Raw genomic sequence first — 19043 nt, 5'->3', positions numbered from 1 at the left:
GGATCAGAGCTCCCGGCCGTGCTCCGCGAGCCACTTCTCGGCGGTGCGGGCCAACTCGTGGTCCCGTCCGGCCAGCATCGTCCGGATCATCTGCGCGTCACCGCGCAGCGACCAGGCCGGGTGTCCGAAGGTGGCCGGATTGTTCTTCTCGATGAGGAAGTGCGCGGGCCAGGCCGTGCCGTAGCCGATGAGCGGCAGCGCGGCCAGATACCGCTTGCGGCCGCGCGCCAGCCCGTACGCGGATATGGCGAGCCCCGTCAGCGTGCCGGTGAGGTGCACCCAGCGGGTCGCGGCCCGCGAGTGCATGGCGACGTAGTACGGCCAGAACTCTTCGTACGACTCGAACGTCTGCTGTGACATACCGGCACCGTAATCGCTCGCCCCGCAACCGGAAACGGCCGTGCGGCGTCCGAGAGGGAGAACGGGTGGCCGGAACCCACGGGGGTGGTCCCGGCCGCTCGTTCCGCGCACGGCGCGTTCCGTGCGCGGTGGCCGGCTCAGTGCCCGGCGACGGACCTGCGGGCCACCGGGAAGTCGAAGTAGGTGTCGGGGAACGCCTCGGGCCGGAACGTGTAGTGCCACCACTCCTCGGCCAGGTTCACGAAGCCGGCACCGGTGAGCGTCTTCTTGAGGAACTGCCGGTTGGCGCGCTGAACCCCGCCCACACGCGGGTCGTCCGTGTGCGAGAGGGTGTCGAAGCAGTCGTAGCCGGTGCCCATGTCCACCGAGTTGTCCGGAAAGCGCTCCGCCTGCGGCGCGTAGCACGGCACCAGCGGCTCGCCCGGACGGTACGCACGGGTCGGCGCGGCCGGCAGCCGTACGAGTGTGAGGTCCACCGTGCTGCCCCGGCTGTGCCCGGACCGCTCGGCGATGTACCCGTCCGCGAACAGCCGGGACTTGTCCACGCGCGGGTAGAACTCCGCCTTCATCGTCTCGTCGTCCAGATCCTTCGCCCACCGCACGAAGTGGTCCACGGCCCGCTGCGGGCGGTAGCAGTCGTACACCTTCAGCGAGTAGCCCTGCCGGAGCAGTTCCCGCTGGGCGCGGCGCAGGGCCTCGGCGGCCGGGCGGGTCAGGATGCAGAGGGGCTGGCGGTAGCCGTCCACGGGCCCGCCCATGAAGGTGTGGGCGGTGGGGTAGCGCATTTCCTGGATGATCGTGGGGTCCACCGAGCGCAGCGACACGAAGGCTTCCGGCGCCTTCGGTTCGGGCTTGGCGTGCGCCGCCGGAGCGGTGGCGGTGAGGGCGAGCAGGGCGGCGGCACTGGCCGCCGGGGCACGGAGAGCGGTCGCGATACCTGTCATGTGCACATCTTCCAATGTGCGGGGGAGCCCGTCGGGTGATCCGGTACAGTCCGCGCGTGTCCGCGTCCGGCCACCCGGCGCCCCCGAGGAGACGGAGCAGCCCGTGACCCACTCCCACTGCCCCGGCTGCGGAGCCCCGTACACCCGGCTCCCCACCCCCGACACCTGGCCCCGCACCTGCGCCGCCTGCGGCCGGACCGCCTACCGCAACCCGCTTCCGGTCGCCGTCGCCCTGCTCCCCGTCCGCCGGGGCGAGACCACCGGCCTCGTCGTCATCACCCGCACCATCGAACCCGCGCGCGGCGGCCTCGCCCTGCCCGGCGGCTTCATCGACCACGCCGAGGACTGGCGGCACGCCGTCGTCCGCGAACTGCGCGAGGAGACCGGCATCCAGGCCCGCTCCGAGGACGTCCGCCTCGCCGACGCCCTCAGCTCGCCCGACGGACACCTCCTGCTGTTCGGCCTGCTCCCCGAGCGCCCGGGCGACACCCTCCCGCCGTCCGCCCCCACCGACGAGACCTCCGGCCACACCCTGCTGACCGCCCCCGCCACGCTCGCCTTCCCCCTCCACACCGAGGCCGCACACCGCTGGTTCACGGGCCACTACAACTGAGCCCCCGCCCCCCCGAGCAACCGGCTTCCGCCGGATCTCACAGCTTCCGCCGGACCTCCCGGCTTCCGCCGAGCCGCCCCGCTACCGCTCGGCCACCCCGCCCCGTACCCGCACCGGGCGGTCCACCTCGCCCCCGCCCTCCCGCTCCACCACGACCCGGCCGCCCTCCAGCCGGGTCACATACCGCTCGATCACCACCGGCTCCCAGCCGTCACCCGGGTCCGGAACCACCACCCCGCCCCCGCCGCGCCCCTCCACCGGAGCCCACACCTCCAGCTCCACCCCGCCGTCCGCACCCCGCACCGGAATCACCGACCCCGCCCGCGCCAGCACCGGCACCCGCGACAGCGGCGCCTCCACCACCACTTGCCCCGGACCCTCGTACACCGCCCCGCTCACCGTGTCGTACCAGTGCCCCGGCGGCAGCGGCACCGGGCGCCGCACCACCCCGGGCTCCAGCACCGGGGCCACCAACAGCGCCTCACCCAGCAAGAACGCGTCCTCGCAGTTCCGCAACGCCCGGTCACCCGGCTCCGACCACCACACCGGACGCACATACGGCGCACCCGTCGACGCGGCCAGCCGCGCCAGCGTCACCCAGTACGGGCGCAGCCGCTCCCGCTCCACCAGCATCTCCCGCGCGGCCGACAGGACCGGCTCCCCGAACTCCCACGGCTCCCGCCGCCCCGCGTCGATCGCCGCATGCGTACGGAACAGCGGCAGATACGCGCCCAGCTGGAACCACCGCAGATACAGCTCCGGCGACGGCGACCCGTCGAACCCGCCCACATCCGGCCCCGAATACGGCACCCCGCACAACCCGAGCCCCAGCACCAGCGCCAGCGACGCCCGCAACCCGGGCCAGCCCGTCGCCACGTCACCCGACCAGGTACCCCCGTACCGCTGCAGCCCCGCCCACCCCGACCGCGAGAACAGGAACGGCCGCTCCTCGGGGCGCAGCCGGGCCAGGCCCTCGTAACCGGCCCGCGCCATCGCCAGCCCGTACACGTTGTGCGCCTCGCGGTGATCCCCGCCCCGCCCCTCCAGGCAGTGCCGCGCCGAACGCGGCAGCGAAGGATCACCGAACGCCGTGAACGACACCGGCTCGTTCATGTCGTGCCACACCCCGGAGAACCCCTGAGCCAGCCGCTCCGCGTACCACTCTCCCCACCACACCCGCACATCCGGATCGGTGAAGTCCGGATACACGCACACCCCCGGCCACACCTCCCCGCGCACCTCACGCCCCCGCGCGTCCCGGACGAACGCCCCCGAACCGCCCACCGCCAGCCCCGCCTCGTAGACCTCGTTCCCCCCGGCCACCGCGACCGCCGGGTCCACGATCGACACCAGCCGCACCCCGTACCCGCGCAGCTCCCGCGCCAGACCCGGCAGATCCGGGAACCGCTCCCGGTCCACCGTGAACACCCGGTGCCCGTCGTAGTGGTCGATGTCCAGATGCAGCACCGACAGCGGAAGCCCCCGCTCCCGATACCCCGCCACGACCCCGCGCACCGCCTCCGCCGACCCGAAACCCCACCGCGCGTGCTGCGGCCCCAGCGCCCAGGACGGCGGCACCGCCGCCGCCCCCGTCAGCGCCGACCACCCCGCCAGCACCCGCGCCGGCGTCCCCGCCACCGCCCAGCAGCGCAGCGGACCCCCCTCCATCCGCACCTCCGACACGCCCGGCCGGTCATGCCCCGAACCCGCGCCCTCCGACCCCTCCCGCAGCGACACCCGGCCCGCCCACGTGTTGTCGTGGAAGACCAGCAGCGTCCCCGCGTCCGACACCACCACCTGCACCGGCATCGTCAGATACAGCGGATCGTCACCCGGCCCGAACCGCCCGCCCGGATCGGTGTTCCACAGCGCGTACGACCCGTCCCGCAGCCGCGGCCCCGCCGCCCGCCCGCCCAGACCGAAGAACCGGGCGTCCGCCGGCACCTCCGCACGCTGCACCCACCGCCCCGCCCCGCCCGCCACCGGTTCCCACCAGCGCGGCGGCAGCTCCCGGCGCAGCGCCACCCCGCCCGGCGTCCGCAGCTCCACCGCCCCGTGCCGCGACACCGCCACCGTCAGTCGCTCCGACACCACCTGCCAGCCACCGTCCGTACCCGGCTCCAGCACCGCCCGCGGATCGGCGTCCGGCGCCTCGCCCGGCAACGCGTACGACGGCAGCGGCTCCGCCCCGTCCCACCCCCAGAACACCGCCCCACCCACGGCCACCCGGATACGCAGCTCCGAACGGGCGAACCGCACCACCCCGCCCCCCGGCCCCGGCTCCGCCCCCGTCACCGGACCCGGCACCCGCGCCCGCTCCGCCCCGCGCCCCGGCAGCGCCCGCGCGTCCGCGCGCGCCCGGCGCCACGCCGAGCGCACCGTACGCAGCCCCCGCCTCGAACCCATCAGTTTCACCGAGCGCACCAGGTCACGACCGTTCATGCCGCTCACCCTGCCACCCGCCCGGCCGCCGACAGGCGCCGTTCAACTCCCGTTCACCCCGCGTCGCACGTGGCCGGCCCACCTGCCCGAGCACCGAACCATGTACGGGCCACCCTGGTGCGAAAGACGATCACGTGGCATCGTCCGTTGCATCGCCTCACGCGCACACCCCGCCCGTGCGCGCGACCTGCGCACACACCGCGTACCCGTCACACCAGGAGTCGCCCCCATGACCTCAGCAGCCGACGAAGCCCCCCTGTGGCAGCCCGGCCCCGACCGCGTCGCGGCCGCCGCCGTCACCCGATTCCAGAGCTGGGCGGCCGCACACCACGGAGCCCCGGCCGAGGGCGGCTACGCGAGTCTGCACCGCTGGTCCGTCGACGAACTCGACACCTTCTGGAAAGCCGTCGCCGAATGGTTCGACGTACGCTTCTCCACCCCGTACCAGCAGGTCATCGGCGACCGCTCGATGCCCGGCGCCACCTGGTTCCCCGGCGCCACCCTCAACTACGCCGAACACGCGCTGCGCGCCGCCGAGGACCCCCTGCGCGCCGGCGCCCCCGCCCTGCTCCACGTCGACGAGACCCACACCCAGGCCGCCACCTCCTGGTCCGAACTGCGCCGCCAGGTCGGCTCGCTCGCCGCCGAACTGCGCGCCCTCGGCGTCACCCCCGGCGACCGCGTCAGCGGCTACCTCCCCAACATCCCGCAGGCCGTCGTCGCCTTCCTCGCCACCGCGGCCGTCGGCGGCGTCTGGACCTCCTGCGCCCCCGACTTCGGCGCCCGCAGCGTCCTCGACCGCTTCCAGCAGGTCGAACCCGTCGTCCTGTTCACCGTCGACGGCTACCGCTACGGCGGCAAGGAACACCACCGCGCCGACACCGTCGCCGAACTCCGCCGCGAACTGCCCACCCTCCGCGCCGTCGTCCACATCCCGCTGCTGGGCACCGACGCCCCCGAAGGCACCCTCGAATGGGCCGCCCTCACCGCCGCCGACACCGAACCGGTCTTCGAACAGGTCCCCTTCGAGCACCCGCTCTGGGTTCTCTACTCCTCGGGCACCACCGGCCTGCCCAAGGCCATCGTCCAGTCCCAGGGCGGCATCCTCCTCGAACACTTCAAGCAGATCGGCCTCCACTGCGACCTCGGCCCCGAGGACCGCTTCTTCTGGTACACCTCCACCGGCTGGATGATGTGGAACTTCCTCGTCTCCGGCCTCCTCACCGGCACCACCCTCGTGCTGTACGACGGAAGCCCCGGCCACCCCGACATCAGCGCCCAGTGGCGCGTCGCCGAACAGACCGGCGCCACCCTCTTCGGCACCTCCGCCGCCTACGTCATGGCCTGCCGCAAGGCCGGCATCCACCCGGGACGCGACCTCGACCTCTCCCGCGTCCAGTGCGTCGCCACCACCGGCTCACCCCTCCCGCCGGACGGATTCCGCTGGCTCCACGACGAGTTCGCCCACGACCTGTGGATCGCCTCCGTCAGCGGCGGCACCGACGTCTGCAGCTGCTTCGCCGGCGCGGTGCCCACCCTCCCCGTCCACATCGGCGAACTCCAGGCCGCCTGCCTCGGCACCGACCTCCAGTCCTGGGACCCGGCCGGCAAACCGCTCACCGGCGAGGTCGGCGAACTCGTCGTCACCCAGCCGATGCCCTCCATGCCGGTCCGCTTCTGGAACGACCCCGACGGCAGCCGCTACCACGACAGCTACTTCGACGTGTACCCCGGAGTCTGGCGCCACGGCGACTGGATCACCCTCACCGACCACGGCTCCGTCGTCATCCACGGCCGCTCCGACTCCACCCTCAACCGGCAGGGCGTCCGCATGGGCTCCGCCGACATCTACGAAGCCGTCGAACGCCTCCCCGAGATCCGCGAATCCCTCGTCATCGGCCTGGAGGAACCGGACGGCGGCTACTGGATGCCCCTCTTCGTCCACCTCGCCGAAGGCGCCACCCTCGACGACGCACTCCGCGACAGCATCAAGCGCACCATCCGCGAGAACCTCTCCCCGCGCCACGTCCCGGACGAGGTCATCGAGGTCCCCGGCATCCCGCACACCCTCACCGGCAAACGCATCGAGGTTCCGGTCAAGCGCCTCCTCCAGGGAACCGCCCTGGAAAAGGCGGTCAACCCCGGCTCGGTCGACAACCTCGACCTCCTCCGCTTCTACGCCGAACTGGCCCGCCGACGCCGCTGACCCCACCACTGTCAGTGGCCATGATTACTCTGAGTGAGCAATGTTCGACAGCGCACTGGGGGAGATCATGGCGCAGACCGGCAACAAGCGGACCACCGTCCACGGACGGACCCCGACCCTCACCATGCGACGCACGCTGCGCCGCGAAGCACCCACCACCATCGGCCTGCTGGCCGACGAACAGGACTTCGCGGCCATGCGCCGCTACCGCACCTTCGTTTTCGACGACCACCGGGTCTACCTGGAACAGGTGGAAGCCCTGCTCCGGACCCTCACCGCCCAGGGCGTGCACACCACGCTCGCCCTCTTCGACCCCCAGGAGTACGCGCAGTACTGCGCGGAAGCCGGCATCGCCCCGGACACCCCGGCCGCCCGCAGCCGCTTCACCGCCGAGATCGCCGCCTGCGGAGCCACCGTCACCTACGACGGACAACCCCTGAAGGCGCTGATCCCGCTGCTCATCGGCCGGGCGGCCCGCCGCGCCACCTGGGAGTACGCCACGATGCTCCTGGCCGGCCTCGGCGACTGCGCCGACTGCGGCCAGGACATCGGCTGCGCCGCCTTCGACCGCGCCTCCCACCTCCTGCAACGCACCCTGGAAGCGGCCGGCCCCGGCACGCACCACCTGGTGTGCAGCACCCCCACGGAACACGAACAGCTGCTCGCCGCCCTGCACACCGACCGGGCCACGCACGGCCCCGCCCGGCTCGACACCGGGGAGGGCGCCGAGTTCGTGAGCGTGCTCGCGGTCGGCATCGCCCTGGAGAGCCACGGCGGAGTCGTCCTGCGCACCAGCACCCCGGGCGCCCCGGACCGCGTCCACGGCTGGCGGCTCAGCCGGGGCAGCCTCGTCCCGCTCACCGAGGCCGAGGTGTTCAGCGCCTACTGCACCGACGCCGACACGGGCGAACCCGTCGCCCCCGAATCCGGAGTGGAGTACCGCGCCGGATTCGACATCGGAGCCGACGCACCCGAACAGCACCGCTGACAGGACGAAGGGGCTTCCCGCCGGTCACCGGCGGAAAGCCCCTTCACCCCACATCGTCCGGCCGCGGACTACTCGCCCGACAGCACCGCCTGCGCGGCCCGGCGCGCCTCGTCGGCGGTGTCCGCCGCACGCGCCGCGGACGCGGCCCGCTCGCACTGCGCGAGCGTGTACTTGGCCAGCGTCGCCCGCACATACGGAATCGACGCCGCGCCCATCGACAGCGAGGTCACACCCAGCCCCGTCAGCACACACGCGAGCAGCGGATCGGAGGCCGCCTCACCGCAGACACCACAGCTCTTGCCCTCGGCCCTGGCCGCCTCGGCGGACAGCGCGACCAGATCCAGCAGAGCCGGCTGCCACGGGTCCTGGAGCCGGGACACCGCGCCCACCTGACGGTCGGCGGCGAAGGTGTACTGCGCCAGGTCGTTGGTGCCCAGCGACAGGAACTCCACCTCCTGGAGCACCGAGCGCGCCCGCAGCGCCGCGGACGGGATCTCGACCATCGCGCCGAACTTCGCGTTCAGCCCGGCCGCACGGCAGGCGTCGGCGAACGCCTTGGCGTCCGACCGGTCGGCCACCATGGGCGCCATGACCTCGAGGTAGACGGGCAGCCCCTCGGCGGCCTTCGACAGCGCGGTCAGCTGGGTACGCAGCACGTCCGGGTGGTCCAGCAGGCTGCGCAGCCCGCGCACACCCAGCGCCGGGTTGGGCTCGTCGGCCGGGGTGAGGAAGTCGAGCGGCTTGTCCGCCCCGGCGTCCAGCACTCGCACGACGACCCGGCCCTCGGGGAACGCCTCCAGGACCGCCCGGTACGCGGCGACCTGCTTCTCCTCGGACGGCGCCTGCTTGCTGTCGTCCAGGAAGAGGAACTCGGTCCGGAAGAGCCCCACGCCCTCCGCACCGGCCTCCACGGCCGCCGGCACATCGCCGGGACCGCCCACATTGGCGAGCAGCGGCACCTTGTGACCGTCCGACGTGGCGCCGGGACCGGTCGAGGCGGACAGCGCCGCCTTGCGCGCGGCGGCGGCGCTCTCCAGCTCCGCCCGCTTCTCGGCGCTCGGCTCGACGAAGATCTCGCCGGTGCTGCCGTCCACGGCCACGGTGGTGCCCTCGGCCAGCTCACCGGCTCCGGGCAGCGCCACCACGGCGGGCACCCCGAGCGCCCGCGCCAGGATCGCGCTGTGGCTGGTCGGGCCGCCCTCCTCGGTCACGAAGCCGAGGACCAGCGCGGGGTCCAGCAGCGCCGTGTCGGCGGGGGCGAGGTCGCGGGCGATCAGTACATAGGGCTCGTCGCTGTCCGGCACGCCCGGCATCGGCACACCGAGCAGGCGCGCCACGATCCGGTTGCGGACGTCGTCGAGGTCGGCGACCCGGCCCGCGAGGTACTCGCCGGCACCGGCGAGCAGCGCGCGGTAGGAGGCGAACGCGTCGTACACGCCGCGTTCGGCCGTGCTTCCGACGGCGATGCGGCGCTCCACATCGGCCATGAGCTCGGGGTCCTGGGCCATCATGGCCTGGGCCTCCAGCACGTGCTGGGCCTCGCCACCGGCCAGGTTGCCGCGCGCGACGAGGTCGGCGGCCACGGCCTCCACGGCCTGGCGGGCCCGCCCCTGCTCGCGTTCCGCCTCGTCGGCGGGGATCTGCTTGGCCGGGGGTTCGAGCACCGCGGTGCCCATGTGCCGTACCTCGCCGATCGCCACACCGTGGCTCACGCCTACGCCTCGCAGCGTTGTCTCCATTTCACCCGTCTCCGGTCGTGCGGTGGCCGTTGCCTCCGCGGTGGTGGATATCCAGTCGGCCTTCACTGCGCCGATCGCGTTACTGCCAACCGAACAGCGTGGCGCCGACCGCGACATCGCCGGACTCGACGACCTCGCCGAGGGAGTCGGGCGTCGCCTCCAGGGCCACGATCGGGCACACCGGGGACTTGCCGGCCTCCTCCACGGCGGCGGGGTTCCAGCGGACGATGCCCTGGCCGCGGGTGACGGTGTCGCCCTTGCTCACGAGCAGCTCGAAGCCCTCGCCGTTGAGCTGGACCGTGTCGATGCCGAGGTGCGTGAGCACGCCGTGGCCCTCGCTGTCGACCACGACGAACGCGTGCGGGTGGAGGGAGACGATGATCCCGTCGACGGGGGCGACCGCCTCGGAGGCCTCGCGCACGGGGTCGATGGCGGTGCCGGGGCCGACCATCGCCCCGGAGAAGACCGGGTCGGGTACGGCGGCGAGCCCGATGGCGCGTCCGGCAAGAGGGGACGTCACGGTGGTCATGGGGGCCTCCCAGTGGAGCTTCGAAGGTGCCGCCGCGGCTGGGTCGAAGGACGGCGTACTGCTCAGCAGCGTAAGACATAAGAAGTCACGGTTCCGCCCGAGTCCTGACGGTTCGAGGACCTAGGGGCGCACCGGAAACGATTTGCCTCGACTCCCGGTTGCCTGTACTGTCGTACTCCTGCCTGGCCCCAACGCGACATTGAGTCGGGGGTCGGCGGCGGCTTTTGAGCCCAAACCCTAACCCGAAATCGGGCACCCGCATGTCTGCGGGGCCGGTCAGGGGAAGGAAAAAGGTTTGATAGAGTTGGACCTCGCCGGAAAGGGAAACGCGAAAGCGAAGACCTGGAAAGCGAAAATCGATTGACCCGCTTCGACCGGGAATCGGACACGAAAGAGTCTGATAGAGTCGGAAACGCAAGACCGAAGGGAAGCGCCCGGAGGAAAACCCGCAGGGGTGAGTACAAAGGAAGCGTCCGTTCCTTGAGAACTCAACAGCGTGCCAAAAGTCAACGCCAGATATGTTGATACCCCGGCCTGCTTCGGCAGGTTGGAGGTTCCTTTGAAAGTCCTGCGAGGTCATTAGATCTGGCAGGCAAAAAACACAGCGAGGACGCAGTGGACGACGGGTCATATTCCGACCCGGTTCGTTCCGCTCTCGTGATGTGTGGTCCCGATTACGGGAAAACATTCACGGAGAGTTTGATCCTGGCTCAGGACGAACGCTGGCGGCGTGCTTAACACATGCAAGTCGAACGATGAAGCCCTTCGGGGTGGATTAGTGGCGAACGGGTGAGTAACACGTGGGCAATCTGCCCTTCACTCTGGGACAAGCCCTGGAAACGGGGTCTAATACCGGATACCACTTTCTCCCTCCTGGGAGAAGGTTGAAAGCTCCGGCGGTGAAGGATGAGCCCGCGGCCTATCAGCTAGTTGGTGGGGTAATGGCCTACCAAGGCGACGACGGGTAGCCGGCCTGAGAGGGCGACCGGCCACACTGGGACTGAGACACGGCCCAGACTCCTACGGGAGGCAGCAGTGGGGAATATTGCACAATGGGCGAAAGCCTGATGCAGCGACGCCGCGTGAGGGATGACGGCCTTCGGGTTGTAAACCTCTTTCAGCAGGGAAGAAGCGAAAGTGACGGTACCTGCAGAAGAAGCGCCGGCTAACTACGTGCCAGCAGCCGCGGTAATACGTAGGGCGCAAGCGTTGTCCGGAATTATTGGGCGTAAAGAGCTCGTAGGCGGCTTGTCGCGTCGGTTGTGAAAGCCCGGAGCTTAACTCCGGGTCTGCAGTCGATACGGGCAGGCTAGAGTGTGGTAGGGGAGATCGGAATTCCTGGTGTAGCGGTGAAATGCGCAGATATCAGGAGGAACACCGGTGGCGAAGGCGGATCTCTGGGCCATTACTGACGCTGAGGAGCGAAAGCGTGGGGAGCGAACAGGATTAGATACCCTGGTAGTCCACGCCGTAAACGTTGGGAACTAGGTGTTGGCGACATTCCACGTCGTCGGTGCCGCAGCTAACGCATTAAGTTCCCCGCCTGGGGAGTACGGCCGCAAGGCTAAAACTCAAAGGAATTGACGGGGGCCCGCACAAGCAGCGGAGCATGTGGCTTAATTCGACGCAACGCGAAGAACCTTACCAAGGCTTGACATACACCGGAAAGCATCAGAGATGGTGCCCCCCTTGTGGTCGGTGTACAGGTGGTGCATGGCTGTCGTCAGCTCGTGTCGTGAGATGTTGGGTTAAGTCCCGCAACGAGCGCAACCCTTGTTCTGTGTTGCCAGCATGCCCTTCGGGGTGATGGGGACTCACAGGAGACTGCCGGGGTCAACTCGGAGGAAGGTGGGGACGACGTCAAGTCATCATGCCCCTTATGTCTTGGGCTGCACACGTGCTACAATGGCCGGTACAATGAGCTGCGATGCCGTGAGGCGGAGCGAATCTCAAAAAGCCGGTCTCAGTTCGGATTGGGGTCTGCAACTCGACCCCATGAAGTCGGAGTTGCTAGTAATCGCAGATCAGCATTGCTGCGGTGAATACGTTCCCGGGCCTTGTACACACCGCCCGTCACGTCACGAAAGTCGGTAACACCCGAAGCCGGTGGCCCAACCCCTTGTGGGAGGGAGCTGTCGAAGGTGGGACTGGCGATTGGGACGAAGTCGTAACAAGGTAGCCGTACCGGAAGGTGCGGCTGGATCACCTCCTTTCTAAGGAGCATCTAGATTCCGCAAGGAATCCAGAGCCACTACGTCGGCAAACGTCCGACGGTGGTCAGCTCATGGGTGGAACGTTGACTACTCGGCACGGCAAGTTGGTTGTCACTAGTACTGCTCTTCGGGGCGTGGAACGTGGTGGGTGGCTTACCGGGTCGGGCACGCTGTTGGGTATCTGAAGGTACGGCCGTGATGGTCGTCCTTCGGTTGCCGGCCCCAGTGAACTCGTCAGTTTCTGGCGGGGTGGTGGGTGGCTGGTCGTTGTTTGAGAACTGCACAGTGGACGCGAGCATCTGTGGCCAAGTTTTTAAGGGCGCACGGTGGATGCCTTGGCACCAGGAACCGATGAAGGACGTGGGAGGCCGCGATAGGCCCCGGGGAGCTGTCAACCGAGCTTTGATCCGGGGGTGTCCGAATGGGGAAACCCGGCAGTCGTCATGGGCTGTCACCCGCTGCTGAACACATAGGCAGTGTGGAGGGAACGCGGGGAAGTGAAACATCTCAGTACCCGCAGGAAGAGAAAACAACCGTGATTCCGGGAGTAGTGGCGAGCGAAACTGGATCAGGCCAAACCGTATGCGTGTGATACCCGGCAGGGGTTGCGCATGCGGGGTTGTGGGATCTCTCTTTCACAGTCTGCCGGCTGTGAGACAAGTCAGAAACCGTTGGTGTAGGCGAAGGACATGCGAAAGGTCCGGCGTAGAGGGTAAGACCCCCGTAGCTGAAACATCAGCGGCTTGTTTGAGAGACACCCAAGTAGCACGGGGCCCGAGAAATCCCGTGTGAATCTGGCGGGACCACCCGTTAAGCCTAAATATTCCCTGGTGACCGATAGCGGATAGTACCGTGAGGGAATGGTGAAAAGTACCGCGGGAGCGGAGTGAAATAGTACCTGAAACCGTGTGCCTACAAGCCGTGGGAGCGTCGCATGCAAGCTTGCTTGCATGTCGTGACTGCGTGCCTTTTGAAGAATGAGCCTGCGAGTTAGCGGTGTGTAGCGAGGTTAACCCGTGTGGGGAAGCCGTAGCGAAAGCGAGTCCGAACAGGGCGATTGAGTTGCACGCTCTAGACCCGAAGCGGAGTGATCTAGCCATGGGCAGGTTGAAGCGGAGGTAAGACTTCGTGGAGGACCGAACCCACCAGGGTTGAAAACCTGGGGGATGACCTGTGGTTAGGGGTGAAAGGCCAATCAAACTCCGTGATAGCTGGTTCTCCCCGAAATGCATTTAGGTGCAGCGTCGTGTGTTTCTTGCCGGAGGTAGAGCACTGGATAGGCGATGGGCCCTACCGGGTTACTGACCTTAGCCAAACTCCGAATGCCGGTAAGTGAGAGCGCGGCAGTGAGACTGTGGGGGATAAGCTCCATGGTCGAGAGGGAAACAGCCCAGAGCATCGACTAAGGCCCCTAAGCGTACGCTAAGTGGGAAAGGATGTGGAGTCGCAGAGACAACCAGGAGGTTGGCTTAGAAGCAGCCACCCTTGAAAGAGTGCGTAATAGCTCACTGGTCAAGTGATTCCGCGCCGACAATGTAGCGGGGCTCAAGCGTACCGCCGAAGTCGTGTCATTCCAGCATGAAGGGTTAACGCCTGCTGGGATGGGTAGGGGAGCGTCGTGTGCCGGGTGAAGCAGCCGCGGAAGCGAGTTGTGGACGGTTCACGAGTGAGAATGCAGGCATGAGTAGCGATACACACGTGAGAAACGTGTGCGCCGATTGACTAAGGGTTCCTGGGTCAAGCTGATCTGCCCAGGGTAAGTCGGGACCTAAGGCGAGGCCGACAGGCGTAGTCGATGGACAACCGGTTGATATTCCGGTACCCGCTTTGAAACGCCCAGTACTGAGCCCATTAATGCTAAGTCCGTGAAGCCGGCCCGATCTCTTCGGAGTTGAGGGTAGTGGTGGAGCCGACGAACCAAGGTGGTAGTAGGTAAGCGATGGGGTGACGCAGGAAGGTAGTCCAGCCCAGGCGGTGGTTGTCCTGGGGTAAGGGTGTAGGCCGTGTGGTAGGCAAATCCGTCACACGTTAAGGCTGAGACCTGATGCCGAGCCGATTGTGGTGAAGTGGATGATCCTATGCTGTCGAGAAAAGCCTCTAGCGAGTTTCATGGCGGCCCGTACCCTAAACCGACTCAGGTGGTCAGGTAGAGAATACCGAGGCGTTCGGGTGAACTATGGTTAAGGAACTCGGCAAAATGCCCCCGTAACTTCGGGAGAAGGGGGGCCACCTTTGGTGATAGCACTTGCTGCTTGAGCTGGGGGTGGCCGCAGAGACCAGCGAGAAGCGACTGTTTACTAAAAACACAGGTCCGTGCGAAGCCGTAAGGCGATGTATACGGACTGACGCCTGCCCGGTGCTGGAACGTTAAGGGGACCGGTTAGCTGCTCTTCGGGGTGGCGAAGCTGAGAACTTAAGCGCCAGTAAACGGCGGTGGTAACTATAACCATCCTAAGGTAGCGAAATTCCTTGTCGGGTAAGTTCCGACCTGCACGAATGGCGTAACGACTTCTCGACTGTCTCAACCATAGGCCCGGTGAAATTGCACTACGAGTAAAGATGCTCGTTTCGCGCAGCAGGACGGAAAGACCCCGGGACCTTTACTATAGTTTGATATTGGTGTTCGGTTCGGCTTGTGTAGGATAGGTGGGAGACTTTGAAGCGGCCACGCCAGTGGTTGTGGAGTCGTCGTTGAAATACCACTCTGGTCGTGCTGGATGTCTAACCTGGGTCCGTGATCCGGATCAGGGACAGTGTCTGATGGGTAGTTTAACTGGGGCGGTTGCCTCCTAAAGGGTAACGGAGGCGCCCAAAGGTTCCCTCAGCCTGGTTGGCAATCAGGTGTTGAGTGTAAGTGCACAAGGGAGCTTGACTGTGAGACCGACGGGTCGAGCAGGGACGAAAGTCGGGACTAGTGATCCGGCAGTGGCTTGTGGAAGCGCTGTCGCTCAACGGATAAAAGGTACCCCGGGGATAACAGGCTGATCTTCCCCAAGAGTCCATATCGACGGGATGGTTTGGCACCTCGATGTCGGCTCGTCGCATCCTGGGGCTGGAGTCGGTCCCAAGGGTTGGGCTGTTCGCCCATTAAAGCGGTACGCGAGCTGGGTTTAGAACGTCGTGAGACAGTTCGGTCCCTATCCGCTGTGCGCGTAGGAATATTGAGAAGGGCTGTCCCTAGTACGAGAGGACCGGGACGGACGAACCTCTGGTGTGCCAGTTGTTCTGCCAAGGGCATGGCTGGTTGGCTACGTTCGGAAAGGATAACCGCTGAAAGCATCTAAGCGGGAAGCCTGCTTCAAGATGAGTATTCCCACCAACTTGATTGGTTAAGGCTCCCAGTAGACGACTGGGTTGATAGGCCAGATGTGGAAGCCCGGTAACGGGTGGAGCTGACTGGTACTAATAGGCCGAGGGCTTGTCCTCAGTTGCTCGCGTCCACTGTGTTGGTTCTGAAATAACGAACAGCCGTGTCCACGTCCGGTCTTGTTCAGAATTTCATAGTGTTTCGGTGGTCATTGCGTTAGGGAAACGCCCGGTTACATTCCGAACCCGGAAGCTAAGCCTTTCAGCGCCGATGGTACTGCAGGGGGGACCCTGTGGGAGAGTAGGACGCCGCCGAACAATCATTGTGGGAAAGCCCCGTGCCGTTGGCACGGGGCTTTTCTGCGTTTCCGGGCCCGCGCGGCACCCCTGATGCGTTCGCCGGCCGGGGCTGAGGGTAGGGTCAGGAGGCATCATTGGCACGTTCTTGACACAGGAGGCCCTCGGGTGGAGGTCCAGGAGACCCGCGTTCAGACGGACCGGGTACTCACCATCCCCAACATCCTCAGCATGGCGCGCCTGGTGGGCGTACCTGTCTTCCTGTGGCTGATCCTCCGCCCCGAGTTCGGTGGACCCAACAGTGACGGCTGGGCACTGCTGGTCCTGATGTTCAGCGGGGTCAGCGACTACCTCGACGGCAAGCTGGCGCGGCGCTGGAACCAGATCAGCAGCCTGGGCCGACTGCTCGACCCGGCCGCCGACCGGCTCTACATTCTTTCGACGCTCGTCGGCCTCACCTGGCGCGAGATCCTGCCCCTCTGGCTCACCATCGCCCTGCTCGCCCGCGAACTGATGCTCCTCGTGATGGTGGGAATCCTGCGCCGGCACGGCTATCCGCCGCCCCAGGTGAACTTCCTCGGCAAGGCGGCCACGTTCAACCTCATGTACGCATTCCCCTTGTTGCTGCTCAGCGACTGGCATGGTTGGCTGGCAGAGGTGGCCACCGTTTTCGGATGGGCGTTCGCAGGATGGGGTACAACGCTCTATTGGTGGGCAGGAATCTTGTACGTGGTTCAGGTCCGCCGCCTCGTCAAGGCGGATGCAGTAGCCGATTGAGCTCGTTGATGTGGTGCCGTGCAGCGTCGCCGGCCCGCGGCTGATCACACAGAAGCTGCCCCTGACGGGCGAAGTCGGCTGACCGTCGTCTCTCAAGGAGGACGTTTCCGACATGAAGGCCGTCGTGATGGCTGGCGGCGAAGGCACTCGCCTTCGCCCCATGACCTCGAGCATGCCCAAGCCACTTCTGCCCGTCGCCAATCGGCCGATCATGGAGCATGTGCTCCGGCTGCTGAAACGGCACGGACTCAATGAAACGGTGGTGACCGTCCAGTTCCTCGCCTCCCTCGTGAAGAACTATTTCGGGGACGGCGAAGAGCTCGGAATGGAGCTCAGCTATGCCAACGAGGAGAAGCCGCTCGGGACCGCCGGAAGTGTCAAGAATGCCGAAGAGGCACTGAAGGACGACACTTTCCTCGTCATTTCCGGTGACGCGCTCACGGACTTCGACCTCACGGACCTGATCGCGTTCCACAAGGAGAAGGGCGGTCTGGTCACCGTCTGCCTCACCCGCGTTCCCAACCCGCTGGAATTCGGGATCACGATCGTCGACGAGCAGGGCCAGGTCGAGCGCTTCCTGGAGAAGCCCACCTGGGGCCAAGTCTTCTCCGACACCGTGAACACGGGCATCTACGTCATGGAGCCCGAGGTCTTCAAGTACGTCGAGGCCGACGCCTCCGTCGACTGGTCCGGGGACGTCTTCCCGCAGCTCATGAAGGAAGGCAAGCCCATCTACGGCTACGTCGCCGAGGGCTACTGGGAGGACGTCGGTACGCACGAGAGCTACGTCAAGGCCCAGGCCGACGTGCTGGAGCGCAAGGTCGACGTCGAGATCGACGGTTTCGAGATCTCGCCCGGTGTCTGGGTGGCCGAAGGTGCCGACGTGCACCCCGACGCCGTACTGCGCGGCCCGCTCTACATCGGCGACTACGCCAAGATCGAGGCCGGCGTCGAGATCCGCGAGCACACCGTCATCGGCTCCAACGTCGTCGTCAAGAGCGGCGCCTTCCTGCACAAGGCCGTGGTCCACGACAACGTGTACATCGGGGACCACAGCAACCTGCGGGGCTGCGTGGTCGGCAAGAACACCGACATCATGCGCGCCGCCCGGATCGAGGACGGGGCGGTCATCGGCGACGAGTGCCTCGTCGGCGAAGAATCGATCATCCAGGGGAACGTCCGCGTCTACCCCTTCAAGACCATCGAGGCCGGCGCCTTCGTCAACACCTCGGTGATCTGGGAGTCCCGCGGTCAGGCCCATCTCTTCGGCGCCCGCGGCGTCTCCGGCATCCTGAACGTCGAGATCACCCCCGAACTGGCCGTCCGGCTGGCCGGTGCGTACGCCACGACCCTCAAGAAGGGCTCCACGGTCACCACCGCACGCGACCACTCCCGCGGCGCCCGCGCCCTCAAACGCGCCGTGATCTCCGCGCTCCAGGCCAGCGCCATCGACGTACGGGACCTGGAGAACGTACCGCTGCCGGTGGCGCGGCAGCAGACCGCGCGCGGAAGCGCGGGCGGCATCATGATCCGGACCTCGCAGGGCGTGCCCGACTCCGTCGACATCATGTTCTTCGACGAGCGCGGAGCCGACCTCTCCCAGGCCAGGCAGCGCAAGCTCGACCGGGTGTACGCCCGGCAGGAGTACCGGCGCGCGTTCCCCGGCGAGATCGGCGACATCTACTTCCCGTCCAGCGTCTTCGACTCGTACACCGGCTCCCTCCTGCGGAACGTGGACACGACCGGGATCGCCGACGCCCAGCTCAAGGTCGTCGTGGACGCCTCCAACGGCAGTGCGGGCCTCGTGCTGCCGAGCCTGCTGGGGCGGCTGGGCGTGGACGCGCTCACCATCAACCCCGGACTCGACGAATCCCGGCCGACCGAGACGGCCGAGGCCCGGCGCAAGGGCCTCGTGCGCCTCGGCGAGATCGTCTCCTCGGCGCGGGCGGCCTTCGGCGTCCGCTTCGACCCCGTGGGCGAACGGCTCTCGCTGGTCGACGAGCGGGGCCGGATCGTGGAGGACGACCGGGCGCTGCTGGTCATGCTGGACCTCGTCGCCGCCGAACGCCGCAGCGGGCGGGTGGCGCTGCCGGTGACCACCACCAGGGTCGCCGAGCAGGTCGCCGCGTACCACGGCACCCAGGTCGAGTGGACGACCACGTCGCCGGACGACCTGACCCGGGTGGGGCGTGAGGAAGGCACCATCTTCGGTGGAGACGGGCGCGGCGGCTTCATCGTTCCCGAATTCGCGAGCGTCTTCGACGGAACGGCCGCGTTCGTCCGGCTCATCGGGCTCGTCGCCAGGACGCAGCTCACGCTCAGCCAGATCGACGCCCGCATCCCGCACGCCCATGTCCTGCGCCGCGACCTGGCGACCCCGTGGGCCGTCAAGGGCCTGGTGATGCGCCGCGTCGTGGAGGCGGCCGGCGACCGGGACGTGGACACCACGGACGGCGTACGGGTCGTGGAGGCGGACGGGCGCTGGGTCATGGTGCTGCCCGACCCGGCCGAAGCCGTCACCCATCTGTGGGCCGAAGGACCCGACGACGCGTCCGCGCAGGCGCTGCTCGACGAGTGGGCGGCGGTCGTGGACAGCGCGGGCAACTGAGTCCGGGGCGCCGGGACGGGT

Annotated in this window: 10 protein-coding genes and 3 rRNA genes; 8 read left to right on the top strand and 5 right to left on the bottom strand. The window is 67.4% G+C overall.

Going from position 1 to position 19043, the window contains the following annotated elements; translation table 11 throughout:
• Window positions 1-3: 3 nt before the first annotated feature.
• Both OG710_RS03055 and OG710_RS03050 read right to left on the bottom strand, forming a co-directional pair.
• Complete coding sequence (locus tag OG710_RS03055) at window positions 4-360, bottom strand: DUF962 domain-containing protein (protein ID WP_330237970.1); 357 nt, start codon at window positions 358-360, stop codon at window positions 4-6.
• Window positions 361-497: 137 nt separating this feature from the next.
• The gene (locus OG710_RS03050) at window positions 498-1304 is read right to left on the bottom strand and encodes a M15 family metallopeptidase (protein ID WP_330237969.1); all 807 of its coding nucleotides are present in this window, start codon (window positions 1302-1304) and stop codon (window positions 498-500) included.
• A gap of 103 nt (window positions 1305-1407) precedes the next feature.
• Here OG710_RS03050 and OG710_RS03045 point away from each other — a divergent pair, with 103 nt between their 5' ends.
• Complete coding sequence (locus tag OG710_RS03045; protein ID WP_330237968.1) at window positions 1408-1917, top strand: NUDIX hydrolase; 510 nt, start codon at window positions 1408-1410, stop codon at window positions 1915-1917.
• 81 nt (window positions 1918-1998) lie between these two features.
• On the opposite strand, the gene OG710_RS03040 is transcribed toward OG710_RS03045, so the two are convergent.
• A complete protein-coding gene (locus OG710_RS03040; protein WP_330237967.1) occupies window positions 1999-4359 on the bottom strand; it encodes a glycoside hydrolase family 31 protein in 2361 nt (786 codons plus the stop codon).
• Between the two features lie 229 nt (window positions 4360-4588).
• Here OG710_RS03040 and OG710_RS03035 point away from each other — a divergent pair, with 229 nt between their 5' ends.
• Both OG710_RS03035 and OG710_RS03030 read left to right on the top strand, forming a co-directional pair.
• Window positions 4589-6565 carry an acetoacetate--CoA ligase gene (locus tag OG710_RS03035; protein WP_111334030.1) on the top strand — a complete coding sequence of 659 codons (1977 nt, stop codon included), beginning with the start codon at window positions 4589-4591 and terminating at the stop codon, window positions 6563-6565.
• 40 nt (window positions 6566-6605) lie between these two features.
• Window positions 6606-7553 carry a hypothetical protein gene (locus tag OG710_RS03030; RefSeq protein ID WP_330237966.1) on the top strand — a complete coding sequence of 316 codons (948 nt, stop codon included), beginning with the start codon at window positions 6606-6608 and terminating at the stop codon, window positions 7551-7553.
• A 68-nt stretch (window positions 7554-7621) separates the two neighbouring features.
• On the opposite strand, the gene ptsP is transcribed toward OG710_RS03030, so the two are convergent.
• Both ptsP and OG710_RS03020 read right to left on the bottom strand, forming a co-directional pair.
• Window positions 7622-9292, bottom strand: a complete 1671-nt coding sequence (ptsP, locus tag OG710_RS03025; protein ID WP_111334034.1) for a phosphoenolpyruvate--protein phosphotransferase — start codon at window positions 9290-9292, stop codon at window positions 7622-7624.
• Between the two features lie 79 nt (window positions 9293-9371).
• The gene (locus OG710_RS03020) at window positions 9372-9821 is read right to left on the bottom strand and encodes a PTS sugar transporter subunit IIA (protein WP_330237965.1); all 450 of its coding nucleotides are present in this window, start codon (window positions 9819-9821) and stop codon (window positions 9372-9374) included.
• Between the two features lie 687 nt (window positions 9822-10508).
• On the opposite strand from OG710_RS03020, the gene OG710_RS03015 reads away from it, so the two are divergent.
• The 5 genes from OG710_RS03015 (at window position 10509) to OG710_RS02995 (ending at window position 19022) form a co-directional block, all read left to right on the top strand.
• A 16S ribosomal RNA gene (locus OG710_RS03015) occupies window positions 10509-12034 on the top strand.
• A 303-nt stretch (window positions 12035-12337) separates the two neighbouring features.
• Window positions 12338-15460: ribosomal RNA gene (locus OG710_RS03010) — 23S ribosomal RNA — on the top strand.
• A gap of 81 nt (window positions 15461-15541) precedes the next feature.
• A 5S ribosomal RNA gene (gene rrf, locus OG710_RS03005) occupies window positions 15542-15658 on the top strand.
• The 16S, 23S and 5S rRNA genes sit together here, the layout of an rRNA operon.
• A gap of 147 nt (window positions 15659-15805) precedes the next feature.
• Entirely contained in the window at window positions 15806-16414 is a 609-nt protein-coding gene (locus OG710_RS03000; RefSeq protein WP_330237964.1) for a CDP-alcohol phosphatidyltransferase family protein, read from the top strand.
• Window positions 16415-16526: 112 nt separating this feature from the next.
• Window positions 16527-19022, top strand: coding sequence for a mannose-1-phosphate guanyltransferase (locus OG710_RS02995; protein ID WP_330237963.1), 2496 nt, complete (start codon window positions 16527-16529; stop codon window positions 19020-19022).
• The last annotated feature ends 21 nt before the right edge of the window (window positions 19023-19043 follow it).

This window comes from Streptomyces sp. NBC_00525 (genome assembly GCF_036346595.1).
Lineage (GTDB): Bacteria > Actinomycetota > Actinomycetes > Streptomycetales > Streptomycetaceae > Streptomyces.
This window is presented reverse-complemented; position numbering and strand designations above follow the sequence as displayed.